The sequence below is a fragment of the Pseudomonas sp. Yb2C2 genome (assembly GCF_052112325.1).
Lineage (GTDB): Bacteria > Pseudomonadota > Gammaproteobacteria > Pseudomonadales > Pseudomonadaceae > Aquipseudomonas > Aquipseudomonas marginalis.
Window position 1 is genome coordinate 25,758 of sequence record NZ_JAVAJK010000020.1, and the last position, 23,211, is coordinate 48,968.

Annotated in this window: 20 protein-coding genes; 15 read left to right on the forward strand and 5 right to left on the reverse strand. The window is 55.8% G+C overall.

Features of this window, described 5'->3' with window-relative positions:
* Positions 1-4: 4 nt before the first annotated feature.
* The 6 genes from Q8X51_RS24265 to Q8X51_RS24290 are packed head-to-tail and all read left to right on the forward strand — an operon-like array spanning position 5 to position 6,504.
* Positions 5-418, forward strand: coding sequence for a TIGR03750 family conjugal transfer protein (locus tag Q8X51_RS24265; protein WP_339542907.1), 414 nt, complete (start codon positions 5-7; stop codon positions 416-418).
* Positions 415-1,056: a PFL_4703 family integrating conjugative element protein gene (locus tag Q8X51_RS24270; protein ID WP_332846584.1), complete on the forward strand. Its 642-nt coding sequence runs from the start codon at positions 415-417 to the stop codon at positions 1,054-1,056. Before Q8X51_RS24265 ends, Q8X51_RS24270 begins: the two co-directional genes overlap by 4 nt.
* A complete protein-coding gene (locus tag Q8X51_RS24275) occupies positions 1,053-1,865 on the forward strand; it encodes a TIGR03749 family integrating conjugative element protein (protein ID WP_407694489.1) in 813 nt (270 codons plus the stop codon). Before Q8X51_RS24270 ends, Q8X51_RS24275 begins: the two co-directional genes overlap by 4 nt.
* The gene (locus Q8X51_RS24280) at positions 1,855-3,372 is read left to right on the forward strand and encodes a TIGR03752 family integrating conjugative element protein (RefSeq protein ID WP_407694490.1); all 1,518 of its coding nucleotides are present in this window, start codon (positions 1,855-1,857) and stop codon (positions 3,370-3,372) included. The genes Q8X51_RS24275 and Q8X51_RS24280 overlap by 11 nt, the downstream gene beginning before the upstream one ends.
* The gene (locus Q8X51_RS24285) at positions 3,335-3,751 is read left to right on the forward strand and encodes a TIGR03751 family conjugal transfer lipoprotein (RefSeq protein ID WP_407694491.1); all 417 of its coding nucleotides are present in this window, start codon (positions 3,335-3,337) and stop codon (positions 3,749-3,751) included. Before Q8X51_RS24280 ends, Q8X51_RS24285 begins: the two co-directional genes overlap by 38 nt.
* A complete protein-coding gene (locus Q8X51_RS24290; RefSeq protein ID WP_407694492.1) occupies positions 3,751-6,504 on the forward strand; it encodes a conjugative transfer ATPase in 2,754 nt (917 codons plus the stop codon). The genes Q8X51_RS24285 and Q8X51_RS24290 overlap by 1 nt, the downstream gene beginning before the upstream one ends.
* Positions 6,505-6,538: 34 nt before the next feature.
* Here the strand turns inward: Q8X51_RS24290 and Q8X51_RS24295 are convergent, their stop codons facing one another.
* The gene (locus tag Q8X51_RS24295) at positions 6,539-6,796 is read right to left on the reverse strand and encodes a LasR-specific antiactivator QslA (protein WP_093122985.1); all 258 of its coding nucleotides are present in this window, start codon (positions 6,794-6,796) and stop codon (positions 6,539-6,541) included.
* Positions 6,797-6,953: 157 nt separating this feature from the next.
* On the opposite strand from Q8X51_RS24295, the gene Q8X51_RS24300 reads away from it, so the two are divergent.
* The 5 genes from Q8X51_RS24300 to Q8X51_RS24320 all read left to right on the forward strand — a co-directional run bounded on the left by Q8X51_RS24300 (position 6,954) and on the right by Q8X51_RS24320 (position 11,516).
* On the forward strand, positions 6,954-7,208 hold the full coding sequence (locus tag Q8X51_RS24300) for a helix-turn-helix domain-containing protein (protein ID WP_046035953.1): 255 nt from the start codon (positions 6,954-6,956) through the stop codon (positions 7,206-7,208).
* Positions 7,209-7,313: 105 nt separating this feature from the next.
* A complete protein-coding gene (locus Q8X51_RS24305) occupies positions 7,314-8,270 on the forward strand; it encodes a TIGR03756 family integrating conjugative element protein (protein ID WP_407694493.1) in 957 nt (318 codons plus the stop codon).
* Positions 8,267-9,649: an integrating conjugative element protein gene (locus Q8X51_RS24310; protein WP_407694494.1), complete on the forward strand. Its 1,383-nt coding sequence runs from the start codon at positions 8,267-8,269 to the stop codon at positions 9,647-9,649. Before Q8X51_RS24305 ends, Q8X51_RS24310 begins: the two co-directional genes overlap by 4 nt.
* 3 nt (positions 9,650-9,652) lie before the next feature.
* Entirely contained in the window at positions 9,653-9,961 is a 309-nt protein-coding gene (locus Q8X51_RS24315) for a hypothetical protein (protein ID WP_145338241.1), read from the forward strand.
* A 10-nt stretch (positions 9,962-9,971) separates the two neighbouring features.
* Positions 9,972-11,516 (forward strand): conjugal transfer protein TraG N-terminal domain-containing protein, encoded by a 1,545-nt coding sequence (locus tag Q8X51_RS24320; protein ID WP_407694495.1) that lies wholly within the window; start codon positions 9,972-9,974, stop codon positions 11,514-11,516.
* 20 nt (positions 11,517-11,536) lie between these two features.
* Here Q8X51_RS24320 and Q8X51_RS24325 read toward each other — a convergent pair whose 3' ends face one another.
* Positions 11,537-11,902 carry a DUF3742 family protein gene (locus Q8X51_RS24325; RefSeq protein ID WP_407694496.1) on the reverse strand — a complete coding sequence of 122 codons (366 nt, stop codon included), beginning with the start codon at positions 11,900-11,902 and terminating at the stop codon, positions 11,537-11,539.
* A gap of 454 nt (positions 11,903-12,356) precedes the next feature.
* Here Q8X51_RS24325 and Q8X51_RS24330 point away from each other — a divergent pair, with 454 nt between their 5' ends.
* The gene (locus tag Q8X51_RS24330; RefSeq protein WP_073162545.1) at positions 12,357-12,683 is read left to right on the forward strand and encodes a hypothetical protein; all 327 of its coding nucleotides are present in this window, start codon (positions 12,357-12,359) and stop codon (positions 12,681-12,683) included.
* A gap of 133 nt (positions 12,684-12,816) precedes the next feature.
* The gene (locus Q8X51_RS24335; protein WP_407694497.1) at positions 12,817-13,776 is read left to right on the forward strand and encodes an ArdC family protein; all 960 of its coding nucleotides are present in this window, start codon (positions 12,817-12,819) and stop codon (positions 13,774-13,776) included.
* A gap of 130 nt (positions 13,777-13,906) precedes the next feature.
* Here the strand turns inward: Q8X51_RS24335 and Q8X51_RS24340 are convergent, their stop codons facing one another.
* On the reverse strand, positions 13,907-14,104 hold the full coding sequence (locus Q8X51_RS24340) for a DUF7740 domain-containing protein (RefSeq protein ID WP_096143053.1): 198 nt from the start codon (positions 14,102-14,104) through the stop codon (positions 13,907-13,909).
* A gap of 221 nt (positions 14,105-14,325) precedes the next feature.
* Between Q8X51_RS24340 and mobH the strand changes: the two genes are divergently transcribed.
* Positions 14,326-16,056 (forward strand): MobH family relaxase, encoded by a 1,731-nt coding sequence (gene mobH, locus Q8X51_RS24345; RefSeq protein ID WP_407694498.1) that lies wholly within the window; start codon positions 14,326-14,328, stop codon positions 16,054-16,056.
* A 168-nt stretch (positions 16,057-16,224) separates the two neighbouring features.
* Here mobH and Q8X51_RS24350 read toward each other — a convergent pair whose 3' ends face one another.
* Together Q8X51_RS24350 and Q8X51_RS24355 are read right to left on the reverse strand one after the other, a co-directional pair.
* Positions 16,225-18,369, reverse strand: coding sequence for a DEAD/DEAH box helicase (locus tag Q8X51_RS24350; protein ID WP_407694499.1), 2,145 nt, complete (start codon positions 18,367-18,369; stop codon positions 16,225-16,227).
* 6 nt (positions 18,370-18,375) lie between these two features.
* Positions 18,376-19,989, reverse strand: coding sequence for a HamA C-terminal domain-containing protein (locus Q8X51_RS24355; protein ID WP_407694500.1), 1,614 nt, complete (start codon positions 19,987-19,989; stop codon positions 18,376-18,378).
* A gap of 515 nt (positions 19,990-20,504) precedes the next feature.
* On the opposite strand from Q8X51_RS24355, the gene Q8X51_RS24360 reads away from it, so the two are divergent.
* A complete protein-coding gene (locus tag Q8X51_RS24360; protein WP_407694501.1) occupies positions 20,505-23,171 on the forward strand; it encodes an AAA family ATPase in 2,667 nt (888 codons plus the stop codon).
* The last annotated feature ends 40 nt before the right edge of the window (positions 23,172-23,211 follow it).

Consider the following 23,211-nt stretch of genomic DNA (forward strand, 5'->3'; position numbering starts at 1 on the left):
TGGCATGAACGACACTATCGAACGTCTTGCCGACGGCACTTTAGTCTTTCTGCCAGAGCGACTCAATCGAGATCCAGCCGTATTGCGCGGTTTAACCAATGATGAAATGTGGGTGGCCCTAGGCACCGGCGCCGTCATTGGCCTGCTGGTGGGCATTCCTATGGCGATCGTCACCGCCTCGATTGCCGTGGCGCCGACCAGCATGATCGCAGGCATGACAGTGGTGTTATTGGTCGGGGGCACGCTACTGCGTCGGGCCAAACGGGCTCGTCCCGAGACCTGGTTGTACCGCAAGCTCGAATGGATACTCGCCAGCCGTTGGCGCCTGGGGCGTGGAAGTTTGATTCTCCACTCTGGCGCCTGGACAGTTCGCCGTTCGCGTCGACTTCGCCCCGCCCTGTCCCGGTGGCAGCCATGAGTCGATTTCGAAACAAGGTCGATGCCCAACAGGCCCATATCTTCAGCCTGCGTCTGGCGATAGTGATGCTCGCTCTACTAAGCGCCGGACTATGGTATGGCTGGCGCTCAGCACCGACCGATCTGACCGTGCATGTCCCCCCTGATCTGCGCGCGGGCAGCACGCGCAAGTGGTGGGATGTTCCCCCAGAGAATGTGTATGCCTTTGCCTTGTACATCTTTGGCCAACTGAACCGCTGGCCCTCGGATGGCGAGCAGGATTATCGCCGCGCCATCTACGGCTTGCAGTCCTACCTGACACCCGCCTGCAAGGCCTTCCTCGACGGCGACTACGAGTATCGCAAGGCCGCCGGTGAACTGCGCCAGCGAGTGCGTGGCGTCTACGAAATTCTGGGCCGAGGCTACAGCGAGGATCCGGAACTCAGGGTCAAGCAACTCGACCGCGACAGCTGGCTGGTCACACTCGACCTCAACGCTGATGAGTATTACGCCGCCGAACCGGTGAAACGGGTAGTCGTGCGTTATCCGTTACGGGTGGTACGTTTCGATCTGGACCCCGAACGCAATAAGTGGGGCCTTGCACTGGATTGCTATCAGGGTACGCCGCAAAAAATCTCCCTGCCTGGAGGTGAGCCATGAAGCGGATTTCGACCCTGGGACTTACCCTCACACTGATGCTGTCGGGCGCTGCAGCGCAGGCCGTCGAACTGATGCACTGGGAACGCCTACCACTCGCGGTTCCACTGGTGATCAATCAGGAACGAGTGGTCTTTGTCGATGAAGCTATTCGTGTGGGCGTGCCTTCCACTCTGAAGGATAAACTACGCGTGCAATCAACCGGAGGCACGCTGTACCTGCGCGCGTCGGAAGCCATTGCGCCGACACGACTGCAACTGCAATCGGTCAAGACGGGCGAGATCATCCTCCTGGATATAGCGGCCACGCCTGGCGACCAACCGCTGGAGCCCGTGCGTATTCTCAAGAATACTCCGGTGCAAGCTATCGAGTCTGAATCGAGCACCGTCCCTGTTCCAGAACGTACGCCGATCCCGGCCGCGTTGACGCGCTACGCCGCGCAAAGCCTGTACGGTCCGCTGCGCACCGTGGAGTCCCTGCCCGGCGTACGCCGCGTCCCGCTCAAGCTGCGTACCGAACTGCCGACCCTGCTGCCGAGCGAAAACGTTTTCAGCACACCCATCGCCTCCTGGCGGCTCGGTGACTATTGGGTGACGGCCGTGAAGTTGCGCAATCGAGGTACAGCGACGGTGCAACTAGATCCGCGTCAGCTTCAGGCAAAACTGTTCGCCGCGACCTTCCAGCATGCTTTCCTCGGGCCGGTCGGCAGTGCGGAAGACACCACGATTGCCTACCTCATCACGCGCGGTGCCGGCCTCGAACACGCCGTGATGCTTCCGCCCGTTGCGCGAGGTACTGACGATGAAGGCTAACGCCTTGCTCAAATGGCTGGTACCGGCTGCGCTGCTGGGCGTGGTGCTGATCATCATGAAAAGCTGGGTCGCGGGAGGCAGTACGCCCTCTCCAGCGCACCCAGTTGATCAGGGCGATATTCAATTATCTGCCGAGCAAGCCAAGTCGCTCGGCATTGCGGGCGATACCCCACGCGACACGGTCGCCACCTTGGTAGGCCAAGTGAAGGCCATGCGCAGCGACATGCTCGGTTTGAAGAAACACAATGATTCACTGCAGACGGAGAACAACCGCCTGCGCGAGCGGGAAAACAGTGTTGATTCGCGTATTCAGACGGCGCTTGGCAGCGTGACCCAGCAGGTCGACGAAGGCCGTCGACAAGCCAACGAGGCCCGACTCAAAGCAGAACAAGACACTCGTCAGGCTCGCGGTCTACTAACGCAATTGCAGGAGCAGTTGTCGGGGCTGGCCGGCAAAGGTAAGGATATGCCGATCGGACTGGGGCTTGAACCGGGCGATGGGGACCAGTTCGAAGGGCGGCATTCTGCCAACGATGCGCTGCAGTGGATTGAACCCTCGGATGCTCCCTCCACCGAAACCCGAGGCAAAACCAAGACCTCTTCCGCACCGAGTCTGCCTAATGCCTTCAACTCGATCGAGGGTTTGAAGGACAATGCCATCGACCGCAGCCAAAAGCAGTTACGCGAGGTCACCAAGGGTGAGCGTGACCTGACGCGATCCGGTGATCGTACCGAAGGTGCGCAGCCGGTCTACACCATTCCCGAAAATGCGACATTGATGGGCTCGGTCGCCATGACCGCGCTGATCGGCCGAGTCCCTGTGGACGGAACCGTGAATGATCCCTATCCCTTCAAGGTGCTGGTCGGCCCCAAGAACCTAACGGCCAACGGCATCGACCTGCCGGACGTCGCTGGGGCCGTGATGAGCGGCACAGCCTCCGGTGACTGGACCTTGTCTTGCGTACGCGGACAGGTCGAGTCGATCACCTTTGTGTTTACGGACGGCACCATCCGCACGGTGCCTCAGCCAAAGACGGTCCCCAGCCGCAATGCCTCCACCACCCAGAGCTCAAACACCGACAAGATCCGCGGTGGACTCGGTTACCTCTCCGATCCGTATGGCATTCCTTGCATTGCCGGCGAGCGTCGCTCGAATGCTCAGCAGTACTTGGGCAGTCAGACTCTGATCACTGCCGCCGGTGCTGGCGTCGCCGCCCTGCTCGGGAATGAACAGAACAACAGCAGCGTCATCAGTTCGGGCGGCAGTGCCTTCGGGGTCACTAACAACAGTGGTAATAGCGCACTGACCTCAATTCTCAGTGGTGGGGCCAGCGACATTCGAGAGTGGGTCAACAAACTGTATGGCGAAGCCTTTGCTGCCGTGTACGTACCACCGGCAGCACTGGTCGCCCTTCACCTCGACCATGAGATCACCATCGACTACGAGCCTAGAGGCCGGAGCGTTCGCCATGAAAAAGATCCTACCTCTCTATCTCATCTGGATTAGCTTCCTCTGCTGGGTCCTGACGGGGTGTTCCACCGACAAGGACACACTTTTGCCGCATGGCGAGCAAACCATGCTGGACATCTGGAACGGCGCCGGCTCACAGGGTACTCAACAGCAACTGTTGGATGCTCGGCAACAGTTGCGTCGCCCCTTGACTCAAACAGATCTCTCCGCTGCGCTCCAGGAACCGTATACGCGTACAGCAGCGAATGAAATTCGCAACCTGTTCCCTCGCCTGCCCAACCCTGATTTGGTGATGTACGTGTATCCGCACCTGAGTGGTACCGAGCAGGCACCAGTACCGGGGTACTCGACCGTCTTTCCATTCTACCAACGGGTGCAGTACGCACTGCCGGGTGAACGTCAGGAAGATCTGTAATGTGTAGCGACGATACGGGCAACCGCACGTCTGCATGGAAAGACTGGCGCAACCCACTGCGCCCCCGCGCCACACTGGCCGATGAAGCTGCGCTCTATGCGCACAATCCCAGCTTCACCGATCACCTGCCGTGGGTCGAATACCTCGAAACCGAGCAGTGTTTTCTACTAGATGACAATCGCTCTGTGGGTGCGGTTTTCGAGCTACTGCCCATAGGCACCGAAGGGCGCGAACCCGATTGGCTAATGGCAGCCCGCGATGCCCTCGAAGATGCCCTGCAGGATAGCTTTGATGAGCTGGATCAAGCGCCTTGGGTGGCGCAGTTTTTCTGCCAGGACGACAACGACTTCACCCCGTATCTGACCCGGCTCACGGATTATATTCAGGACAGCGCCCGAGGCACGGTCTTCACCGAAGCGTACCAGGAGCTTATTCACCGACATTTGAAAGCCATCGCCAAGCCTGGCGGCCTATTTGAGGACAAGGCAGTCACACGACTGCCTTGGCGCGGAAACAACCGCCGGGTGCGACTGGTCATCTATCGCTGGCTTGAGTCCGATGGTGAGGAAACGGGACTCACCCCAGTGCAATCGCTGCAACAAACTTGCGAACGTGTCGCTGTTTCGTTGCAGACGTGCGGGGTGCAATCGACGCTAGTTGATGGCCGAGGTTTGTATGCTTGGTTATTGCCCTGGTTCAATCCAGCGCCCAAGCTCACAGATGAATCGCCCGAAGATTTCTACCGCCGCGTGGCCTATCCGGAGTCCGGCGAAGGCGAATCGCTGGAGCTGCCCTTCGATCATGACTTTACCGAACGCCTGTTCTTCAACGAACCGCATTCGGAAGTGCAGCATGGACTCTGGTTTTTTGATGGTCAGCCCCACCGGGTCATGGTGGTGGACAAGCTGCGCCGGGCGCCATTGATTGGTCAACTCACTGGCGAAATCCGCAAGGGAGACGCGGTGAATGCGCTGTTCGACCAGCTGCCCGAAGGCACGGTGATGAGTCTGACCCTGGTGGTCAAACCACAAGATGTACTCGAAGATCAGTTGAACCGCCTGGCACGCAAAGCCATTGGTGAAAACTTGGCTTCGACTCAGGCCCGTCAGGATGTTGAAGAGGCTCGTGCGATCATTGGCCGACGGCACAAGCTGTATCGCGGCACCCTGGCATTTTACGTGCGCGGTCGCGATGAACAGCAATTGCACCAACGCTCAGTCGGCCTGACGAACGCGCTGCTGGGTGCGGGGCTACAACCGGTGCGTGAGGGCGATGAAGTCGCCGCCTGCAACAGCTACCTGCGTTGGTTACCGATGGTTTATAACCCAGCCCGCGACACACGTAACTGGTACACACGCCTGATGTTCGCCCAACACCTGGCAAACCTCGTTCCAGTCTGGGGCCGCAGCATTGGCACCGGCCACCCGGGTATCACGCTGTTTAATCGTGGTGGTTCGCGTCTGAGCTTTGATCCGTTGTCACGTTTAGACAGGGCAATGAACGGCCATCTGCTGTTATTCGGCCCCACCGGCGCCGGCAAGTCGGCGACCCTAGTCACCTTGTTGATGCAGATCATGGCCATATACCGCCCTCGCCTGTTTATCGTTGAGGCCGGCAACTCGTTTGGCCTGCAGGGCGACTACTTCGCGACACAGGGCCTGTTGGTCAACAAGGTCCAATTGAAACCTGGCGCCCCGGTCAGCCTCGCCCCTTTCGCCGATGCCTGGCGCCTGGTCGAGCAACCGGACCAAGTGGCAAGTCTGTCGGCTGATGAGTGGGACGATGAAGCAGTAGCCAGTCGCGAGGACCAGCGCGATGTGCTCGGCGAGTTAGAAATCACTGCTCGCTTGATGATCACCGGCGGTGAGGCCAAGGAAGAGGCACGTCTGAGTCGAGCCGATCGCAGCTTGATTCGCGAGTGTATTCTCGATGCGGCGCAAATCTGTGTCGCAACGAACCGTCAGGTACTGACCCGTGATGTGCGCAACGCTTTACTGCGCGTCGCCACAGACTCGCGCTTACCGGAAAAGCGTCGCGAACGTGCACAGGAAATGGGCGAGTCCATCGATCTCTTTTGCCAGGGCTTCGAGGGTGAGCTCTTCGACCGTGAAGGCACTCCGTGGCCGGAGAGCGATGTGACCATCGTTGATCTCGCCACTTACGCTCGCGAAGGCTATGAGGCTCAGATGTCCATTAGCTACATCAGCCTGATGAACACCGTAAACAACCTCGCCGAACGCGACCAGTACTTGGGCCGACCGATCATCATGGTCACCGACGAAGGCCATATCATTACCAGGAACCCGCTGCTGGCGCCTTTCGTGGTCAAGGGCACGAAGATGTGGCGCAAGCTCGGCGCTTGGTTCTGGCTCGCCACGCAAAACCTTGCAGACTTTCCCACGGCTGCGCAGACCATGCTCAACATGATCGAATGGTGGATTTGCTTGAATATGCCGCCCGCGGAGATTGAGGAAATCGCGCGGTTCAAGAAACTCACGCCGGCACAGAAAGCCTTGCTGCTCTCCGCCAGCAAGGAGCCGGGAAAATACACCGAAGGAGTGGTGCTATCGAAGAAACTCGAAACACTGTTTCGGGCCGTGCCGCCTAGTCTTTATCTCGCCCTGGCCATGACTGAGCCAGAGGAGAAAGCCGAGCGCTGGACACTGATGCAAAACACTGGCTGCTCTGAGCTGGAAGCGGCATATCGAGTAGCGGAGCGAATCGATAGAGCGCGAGGAATAGACCCTGTATAGGTAAATCTATTCAGCGCTCTAAAGCGAATAACGTTTATTTCCGTACACCTCGGAGACGCTGCTGAATCCTCAACAAAAATCCGGCTTCGAAGGCATCCTGGCAGTCACCGACAGGAAGAGTCTTGCGTGTTTGCGCCAGCTCCCACCACAGTGGAATTTCGCCAGGTGCATCAAGCCAGGCCTGCGCGCATTGCACGCCACGCTCAATCATTGAGGAAAATTCGCTACCCCACGGAGTCAGAAGACTTGGACAACCATCCGCCGCTGGAATTGAAACGTAGTTTTCGTCCATACACACCTAGATTTCTGATTTATTTTCAGACGCAAAGTCCAGCTTCGAAAACTTTTAAGCGCTCGCTAACAGCCATAAGCCTTCAAATGGCATAGATCAGCCTTAATGCAGACTATATCCCGTGGATTGAGAATCCCTCAAGGCGCAATTTGCGCGCATGACTCACGACTACGAACAGCTGCGTCTGCAACTGGCGGAAAATATCCGCTTGATGCGGCGCGTGAAAAACCTTTCCCAAGAGCAGCTCGCGCTCATGGCCGAGGTCGATCGCACCTACGTCAGTCAAATTGAACGATGCACGGGCAATCCGTCGTTGTTAGTTCTTTTTAAGCTCGCGAGCGTTTTCGAAATTACCGCAGATCAGTTACTTGTGGAACCCGAGGTACTGCGTAGCTCCCTTCACGTCAAATAATAGTCTTACGTATCACAAAGCCGATAGATTGGCCTTCATAATTTCCGCTGACAATCTCCAGTCCCTCACCGATTCTGCCCAGGCCATACATATTGAGCCTGGATTATGACTGCCGTCTATTCGTCAATATCGCCCGCAAGGCTACGCCCCTTGGCGCTGAGCATCCTGCTGGCATGCGGCCCAAGCGTGGCGCTGGACACCGGAAGCATCACGTCCTCCGTGCTTTCGCCAGACTGTCTCGAATACAGGGTCGTCGGCATTTGCTTCTGGCTGCTCTGCACGCCATTCGGCTGCACAATCAAAACCTCGACCAAGGTTCGTCATTTCATTCCTGAACTGGTGGTCTCAAGCTACACCACCACGGGCAATAACCCATGGACCGAGATGGCCACCCTCTCCTCTCCCATCAGCGGTTCGGAAGGTGGCGGCAACCTGGTCACCCCGAACACCCACCGCGACAACCTGACCCGCTTCAAGAACGTCGATGGCATCGGCCACCCCGGCGGCTGGATCGCAACGCAACTGGCTTCGCAATCCGGCTATGCCTGCGCCAGCGGTGCAACAGCATTCATACCTTACTACCTGAGTACCCTGGACTCACTGGCCTGGCGACATGGCATCCCGGAAAATTTCTACCCCGAGTCACTTGTGCCTGGGGTCCGCGAAGTCGGCAGTCAAGTCTTAGGAAACATGTGGGGCAACGTTTATCCCCGGCAGGGATTTCTGGTACAGCCCGACGATTTCAAGGCAGCCGCAGTCATGGCACAACGGGCCGGTGATGTGGTTACCCGAAACTGGCAACCGCATGTGTACTTACCACTCACACCAGCCAAACGCGACGGCTACTGGCCACCTGGCCCGATCGTCGAAAACGACGCTTCGACCCACAAATGGCAATTGCTCTCCCCCCAAATTCAGCCCACGTGCGCCACCTTCCCCAGCAATCCAGTCCAGAGCGCGGATGGCGGCTACGCCTGGTCGCTTTGGCGTCCCTATAGCTGCTGCAAACGTGAGGGACAGACCTTTCTGTTCAGTATCGACTTCGAAGGAGGTGCTTCATGAGTCGGCTTCTCGCACGACCATCCTTGGGCGCGATGAGTCTGTTGTTCTGTGGACTGTTTGCCATGGCCACACATGCCCACGCCGCCGAAGGCGATTACCGCCTGGGAACTCAAGGTGAAGTGCTCGATGACCGCGTGATGTACACCATTGGTGGCGGCTCGGCAGTCGGCTCACCGAGTTCGCTCTACCGACCCAGTGGTCTCGGTGTCGGTGGTTCTTGGCGAGCGAACATGATGTGCGGAAACATGAGCCTCACCAACACCCTGCAAAACCAACTGAACGGCGTCACCGAAGGTTTCCAGCAAATCATGGGCAGCATCGTGCAGAACGCGACCCAAGCGGTGATGTCGCTGCCGGCCTTGATCATACAGCGCGCCAATCCAGGTCTCTATGAGTTGCTAAGTAACGGGGTGATGCAGGGGCGCATCGACTTCGACCGCTCCAAGCTGACCTGCCAGGCCATGGCCGAAAAGATGGCGGACAAGGTCGGTCAAGCCGGCTGGGGCGCGCTGGCCAAGAACCAAGAAATGCAAGGCAACCTGGAGCAAACCGGCGGTGATGCGGTGGCCGCGGTGCAAAACACCGAGGCCCATAACGGCAACAATGGAGTGGCCTGGGTCGGCGGTTCAAAGGCCGGAGGTGATGGGCAAACGCCCATTCGGGTGACCGCCGACGTGGTGCGCGCGGGCTATAACCTGCTGCATAACCGGTCGGTTACTGACAGTACCTCAGTCAGTAACAATGATTGCCTGGGTGGGGCCATTTGTCAGACCTGGGCCTCACCGCAGGAGGAATCCGAATGGGCCGTTCGAGTGTTGGGGGAGAGCGAAGTCGCGACCTGCGATAGCTGCGAAACCCTGCGTGCGACCGCAGGCAGTGGACTGACGCCGCTGATCCAGGAGGCCTATAACGAGCGCCTTAAGGCCTTGCAAGGGCTGTTGTCTGGCTCTCTTCCCCCTATCCCTGACAACTTGGCGAAAGCCTCCAGCCCGATGCTGCCGGTGAGCCGTGGTGTGATCGAAGCCCTGCGCGACGACCCCGATCAGGATCTGCTGGCGCGACGCCTGGCTAGTGAGACGGCCCTGTCCAGCGTCCTGGACAAGGCACTGCTGCTACTGCGCACACTACTGGCAGGCAGTCACGAACCGAACATCGCCTCCGCCGAGCCGGCCCAGACCGCCTTGACGAAAAACATCGACGCTTTGGAGCGCGAAATACGCCTGCTGCAGACCGAGATGCAGGTCAGGCAGATGCTGACGACCAATACCGCCAGCTTGGTGCTCGACCGGCATGCTGGTGGCGCCGACGCTTCGCGCATCGTCGAGCAAGGCGACCCTGAGCCAGGTCGACTTAATGATGCTGACGCCAGGCGCAAGTGAGCCATGAAACGCTCACCGCTATTCACTCTGCTTTCAGGTCTGGGGATTGCCACAGTGATGATCCTGACCGCCGCACTGGTCGCCTGGATCGGCCGCGCTGCGCTGGGTAGTTTCGAAGTCTGGCAGCAGGCATTCGAATCCGCACGACCTTACCTGCAGTGGTGGCGCGCCCTGCTCTACGCTGCCCTATTTGCGCTCTGGTGGGACCTGCTTCGGCGCTACCGACATCGACCACAGGATCGACTGCGCGTGAAACGCATAGGGACATTAGGGCTCGTGCTCTTTACCTGCGTCGAACTCACCCGACTGTGAGGTCACCACCATGCTCATGAGCACAAACAGCTACCTCGAGTTTTACCTCTCTCTGCTCGCCTGGATCATCAACAACGGCCTTTGGAGTGTCCTGTCCGACACCGGGCTATTCGCCGCGCCCTTTGGTGCAATCATCTTGCAGGAATGGTTGTCTGCCCGTCAGCAAGGCGCGGATGAAGGCAACAAGGGACTGCTCTCGGTACCGCGGATCGAGAACCGGTTGTGGCTGGCCTACATCGTCGTGTTGTTCGGCTGCGCGCCGGTCTTTCCGTTGAGCCTCTCGTCAATGACGTTCGATGATGCGGCGAGTCAGCGCTGCGGCGTGAGTGTGGCCAAACCAGCAGAAACCGCCTGGGGGACGACCTTCAATACCATTGGCGAACGCTCTGCCAATGTGCCGATCTGGTGGTTTCTGGTGCATGCCTTGAGCAAAGGCGTGACTGCGGCGGCCACCGCCTCCATCCCTTGCGCACCGGATATCCGACAAATGCGCATGGAAATCGACAGCTCACGCATCGACAATCAGGTCCTGCTGCAGGAAGTCGCCGACTTCACCCGCGATTGTTATGGCTATTCCCGCTCTCGGCTGTTCACCAACCGTCCGCAGTTGGACAAGGCACAAAGTCACGACGCGTCCTGGATCGGCTCAAGCTATTTTCTCGACACTCCGGGCTACTACGACACCGATCGCTCACGTACACCGCGCGTCAACTGGCCGTATGACGACAACCGCGATGCTTCCTTGCCGCGGTTGGAGAATGGCGCGGGCTACCCCACCTGCAAGCAGTGGTGGAGCGACAGTGGTGTTGGGCTACGCGAGCGCTTGATCGAGCAGGTCGATCCTTCGCTGCTGACTCAGTTGAAAGGTTGGTTGACTGGCCGTTCGAGCAACGAGATCGAAGATGCCACCCTGCGAGAGCTGGTCAGCCCGCGCCAGCAATCGATGTCCATGTCGCCTGGACAGGTGTATCAGGACTACGGCTCCAGCGCTCGTGGAGGTTCGATCAATCAGGGTCTCAATAACCTGGCCACCAATACTGGATTGGCACTGGGTTCCTTCAGTAATTTTCCCGCAATGAATGCGCTACGCGCCGCCCTGCCGATGGTGCAGGCGTTCCTGATCATGGGCGTCATCATCAGCTTGCCGTTGATCCTGCTGGTCAGTACCTACCAGCTGAAGACCGTCATGACGGTGACGTTCGCGCTGTTCACCTTACACATGCTGAGCTTCTGGTGGGAACTGGCGCGCTGGGTCGACTCCAGTATGCTCGATACGCTGTACAACCAAGTTTCGGCTTCCAATCAGGTACTGTTGTCGCTGCCCACATCCGGCTTCATGGATGGGACTGTCACCGCGCAGGTGATCGAGTATGTGATGGGGGCGATGTTCATCGTGCTACCGATGCTGTTTCTCGGGGCAATGAGTTGGGCCGGATATAGCGTAGGTTCAGGCGTAGAAGGAATGCTCACCAGGGGAACCCACGCAGCACATACAGCTAGCTCTAACGGGACCTCTCAGTTGATGAGCGGTGCAAGAATTGTTTCGCGTAAATAGAGCTCAAAATAACCAATAGCCTACTTCAGAGAACCCCATTTATCGTAACGCTCAGGCCGAGACGGTCTATGCATTGGATCGTCGAGATCGTCACTACCTGGAGCGTCTGAACCCTGAAATGGGATAGCTGCTAATACGACAATTGTGCACATCAGCATAAACAACCAGAAGCTGACAAAAAGAAATGCTCCGAACAGAGCGAGCTTGGCAGTCAGAAAACTCCCGCGAACAAGAAATTTACTTGCGGGCGCACCTGCGGCCTCCGCACGCTCAACCACGTGGGATTCAAAATTTTTCAACCTAAGGTAACCACGCTTCACCGACAGACCACAGACATACGCCCAGCGGTGGGCACGTGAATTCTGAACAGGTTGTTGAGTCGGCATGGTCTCGCCCTCTTCTGAGCGTTTTCATGGTTGAGCCTTGAGGAATAGCCTACTACCGAAAACGGCCCATGCCTGACCGTATATCAGTTTCCCCGGTCGAAAAATCCTCACTGGAAGCCAGAAGACAAGTCCCGTGAACCAGCGTCTCTACAGTGATTGACCCAGATAAATCGTACGATTAAATACAAGGTACGGATCGCTGTTATCGACAGCACTTTCCCAGGTAGCCAGAACCTTCAAGGCTACGTCACTTCGATGATGGTTCTTCTCAAGTGCGATTAGCGTTCGGTGGCTCGCACGGTGACCGTTGCCGCGGTGATGAACGCCTACTCCTCATCTAAGTGCCTTCCGGGCTTCGCTCGCCAGGCAAGCTTCTTGTTTTTCTTCAACCCACTGCAGGGAAATCTTTCCCCGCGCGGGACAGGTTTCTTCGAGTTTTCAACGGAGACATACCATGCCCGACTCACTTACACCGGAAATACTGAACACCCTTCGGTTACCCATCGTGTTCACACCTGGCGCGTGGCAACGTGCTGTACTGCTCGAGCAATCCGATCATGCTGAGAAGCTGCAGGTCGATCGGTTGAGCCACGTGTTGCGCGCAGCCTTCGAAGCCCACCTGGCCTATCCACATAAGTCTTACGTGCTGTTCGAGGTAATGCATATTGAACCAGCCGATCACTTAGACCACGACCCGTTGCTGCAATTGAGTCTGAGCTTACTCCAAGAACCGGGTCAACCTGGCGCCTTGCTGATCGCGCTTGCAGGAGAACAGCGCTAAGCGCAATGGGCGGCGCCCACCTCCACATTCGGACGGCATGCAAGACCTGCATCAATCCAACCCATCACCCAACCGGGGAACCCTCCCCCGACGGGCAAGGCGTTCCTCCGTTTTTTCTCTCGAGGAAATTGCCATGCGCGATATCTACCAAGACGTGACAGACAAGATCGTTACTGCGTTAGACCAAGGTGTTGCACCCTGGATCAAACCCTGGTCCTTAAGTGGTTCCACTTGCATCAGTCATCAACTCTACCCCGTCAACGCCATCACGCGACGTCCGTATTCGGGCATCAATTTACCACTGCTCTGGGCCGAGGCCAGGTTGCAGGGGTTCACTCAAGATCGTTGGCTGACCTTCAATCAAGCCAAAAGAGCGGGTGGGCACATCCGTAAGGGTGAGCACAGCGCCCTGGCGGTGCTCTACAAGCCGATGGAACGCGAGGAACAGACCGAGTCAGGCCAACCCGTACTTGATGAACATGGTCAGCCCAAGGTCGCTCACTTCGGTATTCTCAGGACGCATTTTCTGTTCAACATCGAGCAAACGGAAGGGCTCGGGATGCTCAATGACACCCTGCTCGAGACGGAACCGAGTGGTCCCTTCCAGCCCAACAGCGCTGCGGAAAATCTGCTGTTAAGTTCAGGTGCACGCATCGTTCATCGGCCTGCCGACGAAGCCTTGTACCACCCGATCAGGGATCTCATCCAACTGCCGACAAAGGCACAATTTCACGATGAAAGCGGGTACTACGCCACCGCACTGCACGAGCTGACGCACTGGACCGGGCATCACACTCGGTTGCAGCGCGAAGGCGTGACGTCAGCCTGTCCGTTCGGCTCGCCAGGCTACGCGTTTGAGGAGTTGATCGCCGAGATGGGCGCTGCTTTTTTATGTGCCTACGCCAGTATAAAGGGGGAGTTGCGGCACGAGGGCTACATCGACTCCTGGCTCGGCCTGCTCAAGGCTGACAAACGCGCGATCTTTCGCGCCAGTGGTCAGGCCCGAAGCGCCTCGGAGTTTGTACTCAACCTGGAGCAGCAACGGAAGCAAATGATAATGGATGACTCACGATGCATGTACGATGGAGTTTGAAAGTTATCTCACCGCTGCAATCGCATCACAGGGCCCAACGCAAGTTGGGCCCTTTTTTCTGACACCCAGAAAACCCATGCCGCGAGGCTCTGATACAACGGGTCAGGGATGGGCGCACACCCGCAACCTGTCATTCCGCATCCAGGTTCTGCGCCAGAAAATCCACCAGATCGAGCGGACTCCGGCTGTCGATCACCTTGTAGATCAGATCGCGTTTACTGCGCGGCAACTTCTTGACCACGCTCTTCGCTGAAGCCCTGACGGCTTCGTCGGTCCCATGGATACGTGCCGCGAGCAGCAGCACGAGCGTGGCGTCAGTAAGGTTCATGGCAAGACCCAAAAATAGGCACCGTAGTGTACCGACTCTTTTCTTTTTCGTACCAGCCCCAACAAAACGATGTGTAGCAGTATCGATATCCCGATTGCCGCGCAAAGGGACACGAGCCAAAAAGGACGGGTAAGGGTTGGAAGGGAATGGGGACTCAAGGGTAAGAGCTCTATCCGAAAAGGCTAAAAGGCCACTGACCCAGCCACCTCCCGGGGGTCACGATGCTCAGTCTGTTTCGCCACAAAAAGCAGAAGCCACCTCCGCCACCGACCGTCAACGTCGCCGAAGGCTACCTACCCGTTGAGTCGGCCCACAGCCTGTTAGCGGCGGACCACCGCTGTCAGTTGCTTGATCGGATTTGGCAGTACACCGCCCTCTCCCACGCGCAGTTCAGCCAGCTCTATTTAAATCCTATACATCGTTACGCCGAACAGGTCCAGCAACTCCCGGCCAGCGAAACACACCACCATGCGTATCTCGGCGGCATGCTCGACCATGGCCTGGAGCTGGTCGCTTGCAGTTTGAAACTGCGTCAGTCGTATCTGCTTCCCACCGGCGCCGCGCCCGAAGACCAAGCCGCCCAGACCGATGCCTGGTCGGCCGGCATCGCCTATGGCGCCCTGCTGCATGACATCGGCAAGATCGCCGTGGACCTGCAGGTCGAACGCCAGGATGGCCGGGTTTGGCATCCTTGGCAGGGTCCCCTGGATCAGCCCTACCGTTTTCGTTACCTCAAAGGTCGTGACTACCACCTGCACGGTGCCGCCGCAGGCTTGCTCTATACTCAGATTCTCGACCGCCCAATCCTCGATTGGCTCAGTGGATTTCCGCCACTGTGGGCCAGTCTGCTGTATGTCCTTGCGGGCCAGTACGAACGTGCCGGCGTGCTCGGTGAGTTGGTGATGCAGGCCGACCGTGTTTCCACCGCACAGAACATCGGTGGTAACCCGAGCAAGGCGCTGCAAGCGCCGATTCATTCGCTGCAACATCACTTGATTAGCGGACTGCGTCATCTGGTTCAACACGAGCTGAAACTCAACCAACCAGGTGCCGCGGGTTGGTTGACTCACGACGCACTCTGGCTGGTCAGCAAGACAGTCACCGACAAGCTGCGGGCCTATCTTCTGTCGCAATCGATTGAAGGCATTCCTTCGTCCAACCTAGCGGTGTTCGACGAGCTGCAATCGCATGGGCTGGTCGAGTCCACCCCGGAAGGTAAAGCCATCTGGACCGCGCTTGTGGCAAAGGGAAATTGGCAGCAGAGTTTCACCTTTCTGCGCCTTCAACCAGCACTGATTTGGGGAAACGAACACCGGCCCGAGGCTTTCAGCGGAACGGTTAGCATTGCAGCCCATGACCACTCAACTGACACCCAGATACCAACACCAGCGCCCGAGACAGTCAGCGCACGATCAGGTCAAAGCCAACCGCAGCCGGATCCCACGGCGCTAGAGGATGCCGATTACCTCGGTACGCTGCTGGATATGTTCGAGTTGGAAGAGCCAAAGGCCAATGACGCGCTGTCAGAAAGAGCCGTCAAAACTTCAACGCTTCAATTGGATAACCCAGGCCAGGCATTCCTGAATTGGATCAAGGAAGGCATTCTCAGCCACAAGCTGATTATCAACGACAGCAAGGCTAAAATCCACACAGTGAATGGGAGCGTATTTCTGGTCACGCCCGGTCTCTTTCAACGCTATACGCAAGAATTCCCCGGTATCTCTCAGGGTGCCTGCCAAGAGATTGAAGAATGGCGTTGGGTGCAGAAGCAGTTTGAGAAACTGAAGGTCCACAGGAAGCGCGGCAATGGTTTAAATATTTGGGTCTGTCAGGTGGAAGGTCCTAGGAAGAAAGGAAAACTCCAGGGCTATTTGCTAGAAGAACCAAAAATATTATTCGAAGCTACGCCGGTTCCTTCGGACAATATTGTTTTAAAAATTGAAAAATTTTAAATGTCCGTAACATCCCAGACTCGACTCAGGCAACCACGCGAAGGATTGCGCACTGCGCGTCAGTCCCTGTTGCCAGCTCAACGATTTAAATACATCTCACAGGGCACAAGGCGAAGCCGAACGTACCACGTTTTGACCCCGCAGATGCTCCCTGCCAGCGCCTTGGAGCTACATCTCAGCAATCGCCCATTTCATAATATTTCGCTCAAACGGGGACAGCTGCATCCCATCCAAGCGGATCGCCAAGTGCCGTAACTTGTTCAGCAGGTCATTCAGGTTGTCAGATGGAAGAATTGAACTCTTAATACGCGTAGAGACCTGCGTGGGAATCCCATATTCGTCCAGCGCCGTCAGTAAGGGATCGTGAAAAAGGTTCTCCATCTGCTCAGAGAAGAAGTTGAAGTCTCCTGGCTCAATATTGCGCTGGGTGAAGACATCCGCCTGAATTTTGCTTATGGCCATAAAATCACGAGGAAGGCGATAGCACAGTACGTTACGGATAAACTTGAGACGAAGGTTGATCGCTTCGCTAGCAGTGGTGCCCGCTCGGTTAGTGTCGATTGCGTTCTGCAGATACGCCGAGAAGTCTTTCTCCATTCGGACAGAGTTGATATGAAAGGCGAGCTGAGGGCCTGAAATGATTCCATAATCCATCAGTTTGGTCTGAAGGTGATCACAGACTAAGGTGCACACGTATTCGAGCTGGTTTTGTTCGGGGTTTCCTTTCCAAGTGAGCATTCGGCGACTCACTGCGAGATTCCTGATAATTGATTCGGCGATCTCTATCTGCCGGTCAACGGGGATATGCCGATTTTCAACGAGGGTCGCAGTAGATAGCAACGGCGTCGCATACGCCCGATCCAGCCGTTGACGGGAGATATCCGTGAGGTACTCCGGTTCTAGCTTCATCAAAAGCCCCATCGGAGAATCTTCGTTCTGCAGTCCGATCGGGTAATCAACAGTGAGATCTTTTTCTTCCGGAGGAGCCTCCAGCATGTAAACCTTGCCAATGAAGTAGCGGTTCATGCGACCTGCGCGGCCAGAAATGTTCTTGAACGTGAAGAAATCGAACGGCGTGTTACTAACCCGGCGATCATAAATGATGACGTTTTCTGCTGAGGTATTGACCCCCTCAATCATCGTTGACGTGCAGATGATGTGCTTGATTGTCCCCTCGTTGAAGAGCTTCACAAAATACTGTTGCAGCGCTCTAGGGACGCCACCATGGTGAATGGCGATACCAAGCGATATGGCCTTAGCGACGTTCCACTGGGGGTGGTACTCCTTCGCGATCCATTGAGCGAGATCTTGGGTCTGCGTGAGCGGCGAAAACCCACCCTTTTCGATAAGGAGCTGTGCAATCTTGTTAGCGCTTGCTGGCGACTGAGAGTAGATGAGCGTGGGGGTGGCAATTTTGCGACAGAGTTCTAGGAGCTTGTCCTTGCGTGCATCTCCGTTGGTCGGCAAATTGAAATACTCAACATCAACGGCCACTGTGGAAAAATTGGAGGGGATGAAATTGTACTCATAAGCGTCGAGACCGTGGATATTTTGGATATGCGGGCCGAGTAGATAGAACTGCGCCCCCTGTCTTGCCAGTTTGTGGAAAGCCAAGCTCAAATCAATTGCACGGCTGCCGGTTTCCGAGTCACTGCACAGGTCAAGTTTGTAGAATTCATCTACGACGAAAAAACCGACGTCCTGTAGATCGTCACGCTGGAGGACTCTCTCCTGGGTCAGCAGGTAAACGTTTACTCGTGCGTCGTCGGCTTCCTGAGTCGGATGCGTGATGACGTTGCATCTCTGTTTGAAGCGCTTGACCAGACGTCGGCGCGTTTCGTCGATGAGGGCGATGGTTGGGACGATGACCACGATCTTGCGAAATTTTTCCTGGGCCAGAACGGCGTCTATCACCAAGCTTTTACCCACGCTTGTTGAGGCACTCAGCACGACGTTGCGTCCTTGCATCAGCAAGCTGAACACATGAGCCTGCAGCCGATGAAACACCATGCCCGCTTCAACTCCGTCAACCCGATGCACCTCATAGGCCAGACGGTCTGAAATCGATATTCCATCGAGGTACGGAGTGATGTAAGGGAATAGGCCCACCGCCCGGATCATACTCAGCAAAAGGGATTGCTCAACTTCACCAAACAAGGCGAATTTATCGAGCGCACGGATGACGAGGTCTCGCCCTTCCCACTCTGGATTCCCCCGGTTCACGGCAACACTGATAGCTTGGAGAAGCTCGATCCTGGAGCTTGAATCTTCACCGAGCCGTTCGAGTCGTTCCTTAACTACTTCGTATCTCATGTCAGCCTAAACCCTGCAACGTGAGTTAAACTCTTTGATCAAGTTCTGGATGCTTTCGATAGGGACAAGGAACACAGCAATTCGGATTTGATCCATTCTCTTCGGCAGATGGACTTTCAATGAACTGTAATGGTCGTTGATCTCGTGCTTCAGCCGATCAATATAGTCGGAGAGGTACCCAGAGGATAAGGCATCACTGTCATAAGCCAATAACACAGGAAAGCACAGCACCTTCAGCATTTCTTCAGCAGGCGCGTTTCGTTCTAATGCTTTGTTGAACTCCTCCGAATTGGAGCGGAGGTGATTCGGTTCGCGCAGTGAGATAATAATCTCGCGCTCGTTGGTCAGTGCGGCTTTGTTAATTGTCGAATCCAGAGTACTGCAAACCTGCGCCACAGTCTGGTCCATAGTCCCCACAGTAATCATCCTCGCCAACCCCAACCAGAGTTGATCAACCTCGCCTGAGCGCTGAACAATATGGGCGTTCCCGAACTCGGATAGGCCTGTCTTTGAGGCAAAAAACACTTTGCACGCGATAGGCTCGCTATTTTCCTTATTTCTCAAAATCACATGCAGGATTAGTTCTGCAATTAACTTATCGCGCTCCATACCATTCTGAGTGAACGTAGCAATTGCCTTCGACAGAATCGTCTGAGCATGGTGAACCTGAAAATTCACAATCTCGCTGGCTTGTAAACAGAACTCGGGAAGCCACTGAACCAGGTGCTCAGCAAGTTCCTTTTGCCTCCACTCGCCAAAGTCATACTGAACGTCGTACCCAGTCAAGCTTCGTAGCAATCCCTCCTCGGTTGCCGCATGGAATTCGACCAGAAACGGCGGAGGCTTGGATTTATAGGGCTTGGAGTAAGTGATGTTTTTGCTATCAGCCGCCGCCAAGAATGCATCAAGGCGATCCATGGCATCCGCGCGCGTAATGACCTTTTGGATAGATTCCGAGATGACGTTTGCGGTTGCCGCATCATCTGCCCAGCTCAGAAATTCGGCGTAAATTGCCTGCTGTTGTTTGTGCGTAGGCCACGAGCCTCGAAGATCGATTATTTCTGCAAGCTTACGCAGATTCACTGACTCCAGCGCGTCCACATCGCCACATATCTGCCACACAAAATTATCCGCCCAATAGCAAAAGTCACGCCCCATGGGTGATCGTGTTTTCTTAAATTTCTTAGCAAGGGCTGTCCCACGACTGGTCGCAAGATCAGGCTGAGTTCGCTTTTCAAGCTCTAACTTGAAGCAATTCAAAGCTTTGGCGGTATCGCGCTTGGTGACCATTCGAAACAGAGCTTTTCCTGGGCGGCAGTCACATAGCAGTGACTTCTGCAGTAGAGAAGTGTCAGCCCGACCGCTGTCCAGAGCTGTTGCTTCACTCTGGTTCCACTTGCTGTCACCTTCGGTGGTTTTGACCTGGATATATTCGTTAACCGTCTCACCAGACTGGCGAGAGACCAGCACGATGTCGTCAGAAGTCTCACACTCGACGTGCTGGTAACTGCTATCGCGAAGCATCTTCAGTATGAAGGAAACAGCAACGTGATCCTGGTACTTGAAACCTTGCCTTGCCGCAGGCCCACCTTTGTTCGATGGGATATTGATAAGCACCATGACGTCCCTGTATCGCTTGAATCGAGCCGGTCACGTCGGCATCCTGGGTCACTTAGGGATAGCAGACGCGCGTGTTAGTACGGAAGCTACCACTAATGGCAATTGGCCGACTATCCCTATTCCTCAACCGCCTACCCTCGCAACGTAAGAGCCACGGCACAGGAGCATTATGGAGAGAGCATGAGGACCACACCGCTAGGTTAGAACGACCTTAAACAGGCGCCTCGCGATATACCTCGAAAAGCCTCCAGATATGAGGGTTCCCGTATGCACCGGCTTATGGAGTAGCCCAGGAAAGCCGCCCATGCAGGTTTGTGCGCTTCAAGCAGCGACAGCATGGCTGCAAATACTCGTTTCTCTGTAGATTTGGAGCTTCGTATTGAACGGCTCGAGGCATCGTAGTTCGTACCCAATATTCTGCTTGACGCTTGAGTTTCATACATTGCAAATGAAGACGCCACCAAGATGATATTACGCTAAGCTGGACGCAACGAGGCGGTACCAAAGGAGAGGATATGGCATCGGCCAGGCAGGATTTTGAGCGTTTTGTGGGATGGCTTTATCAGCCTGAAAACGACATCCCTGCAGATGTCCGTCGTCTAGCTGCCTTGGTTTTGTCGAAATTCGATGAATTGGCTGGGACCTCGCGTCAACGAAGCCAGCGATCCATATACCTAACTGAGCTGATTCGACGAGAACTCGAGGGTACCGCAGATATTGCTCCGGTCGCAGCTGCTCAGGCTGATCTCGGGACATGGCCTTGGGCGAAACTTCGACATCTGACACTCGGTCCATTTCGAGGCTTTCGAGCAGCCGAGCCATTCGACCTCACCAAGCAAATCGTCCTTTTCTACGGCCCCAACGGTAGCGGCAAAACCAGTCTGTGCGAAGGACTGGAGTACGCGCTCTTGGGAGATGTCGAAGAGGCGGGAAGCAAGCGCATTGCAGCCCGCACTTATCTCGCCAATGTCCATGATGGGCGATTCAGCGCACCAATACTGAAAGCGACCGATCAGCAAGGGCGAGAAGTAAATGTCGTTGCCAACGCTGACACCTATCGTTTCTGCTTCGTAGAAAAGAACCGGATCGACGCCTTTTCCAGAATCGCCGCACGACCCAATGCCCAACGAGCGGAACTCATTGCCACTCTCTTCGGCATGGATCAGTTCAATGAGTTCGTGGGCCATTTCAATGAGAGCATCGACGGGCAGCTTATCCTTCTCGGCGAACAACAGACCACATTGACCGCTCGCCGAAATGCGTTGGCAGCAGATAGAACGACCGTTGAAAATGAAGCAGCATCCCAGCAAGCACTGGCGGAAGAAGAGGCAGCCCTAGCGAAGGAGTACGACGCCGAGATCACATATGACGTGCTTAAAGAGCTTATCGGTACCCCCGAAACTCCGGGTCGCCTTCAGGAACTCGAAGCGATTTTGGAAGCGGTACCGCTTAATGTGCTCGGCGTAACGCGCCAGGGCCTTCTAGATGCTTTTGAGAAAACACACAAATGTGATGAGGAGCTCAAAGACATCGTTGAAGCTCTTCGCGCCAGAAGCGACCAAGTCTCTTTTAAGGCGCTTTATGACTCGGTCCTGGCCCTACAAGAAGTCGTGGGAGACCGGTGCCCGGCCTGTGACACCCCACTGAAAGGTCAGACTCACGTAGCTGCAGATCCATATCTAAGGGCGGGTGAAGGGCTTAAACAGCTTGAAGAGCTTGGTGTTCTCCAGGAGCAGCAGCAGGTTACGCAGACAACGTTTGGGCAAGCGTCACGTGAGTTGCGCCAGATGTTCAGTCCCATCGCCGCTTTCATTGATGCCCATCCCGGAGAGAATAAGGCCATTTCCCAGTGGATTGGTCAGCTTCCAGAAGAACCGGTTGAACGTTGGTGGTCAAGCATCTACCCCCAAACGGCGGTGATTCAAGATGCACTACCGTCCCTTGATGAAATCCTGTCTGTGGTGGATCGCATGGCAGCCCAAGACGTTGCGTCGTTGCAAGCTCAGCAGGATCGCCAGCCGCACATTATGGAGCGTCGACGGCTCAACGAATTCCAGCTCAAAGTTCAAGCCCAGGATCTTAAGAGACAGCAACTGCAAGAGAACGTTGAGGCTGCAAATAGCCGTATCAATGCATTCGACGAAACAAATGCTGAGCTAATCGCCCAAACGAACCAAGAGATTCTCGACATAAAGCGGGATACCCCCTTCAAGGGGACTTATGACCGATTTCTTGTAGAACTAAGGTCCTACAGGGATCAGCTCCCGGGGCAGTTGATAGCGGGACTCAACGACGCAGCCAAGGATCTTTACAACGCATTCAACCGCAATGATCGGGATGAGGACAAATTATTCGCACTGCACCTTCCAATTGGAGGTGAAGGGAAGATTGAGATCTGCTTCCAAGGTAATCCGGGAGCTCGGGTCGATGCACTCCACATACTTAGCGAAGGCCATATTCGCTGCCTCGGGTTGGCAATCCTCATGGCTAAGGCGAAAAGCATAGAATGCCCTGTCATCGTCTTCGACGACGCCATTAATGCAATCGACCACGATCATCGAGGCGGTATTCGAGAAACAATCTTTGAAAGTGACCACTTTGCTCAAACTCAATTAATCGTCACCTGTCACAGCAACGAATTCATCAAGGACATCCAGCAACATCTCCCCGTCCAGAGACGCAATGGCTGCCAAGTCTATCTATTACTCCATCATGACGGCAACTATCAACCCAGAGTGACCGGAAACGTACCTAGCGCAAACTACATCGCGAAGGCTAGGGCCGCAAGAGAGGCCCTGAATGATAGAGATGCCCTAGCAGCGTCACGCCAAGCCTTAGAAATGCTGTCTGAAAAGGTATGGCGTTGGCTCGGCAGTCACGACCAGGGTGTCTTAAATATCATGCTCGCCGGGGTTGGTGCCGAGCCCGGGTTGAGAAACCTTTGTGAAGCACTGGTCAAGAAGTTACGGGATGCACAAACATTCAACCATGCCAACAAAGGCCCCCTGTTGACCGCCTATGATCGCATTTTGGGAATCCCAGCCACTAACCTAGTGTGGACCTACCTTAACAAAGGAACGCACGAAGAAGCTGACCGCGATGATTTTGATGCAGAGCTTGTGGAGTCAGTAGTTCACACCTTAGAAGAGCTTGATCACCTCGATCTACGGGCTGGACGCTAACGATGCGATGCCTGTGCCCTGCCCATCTTTGGTACCCGAT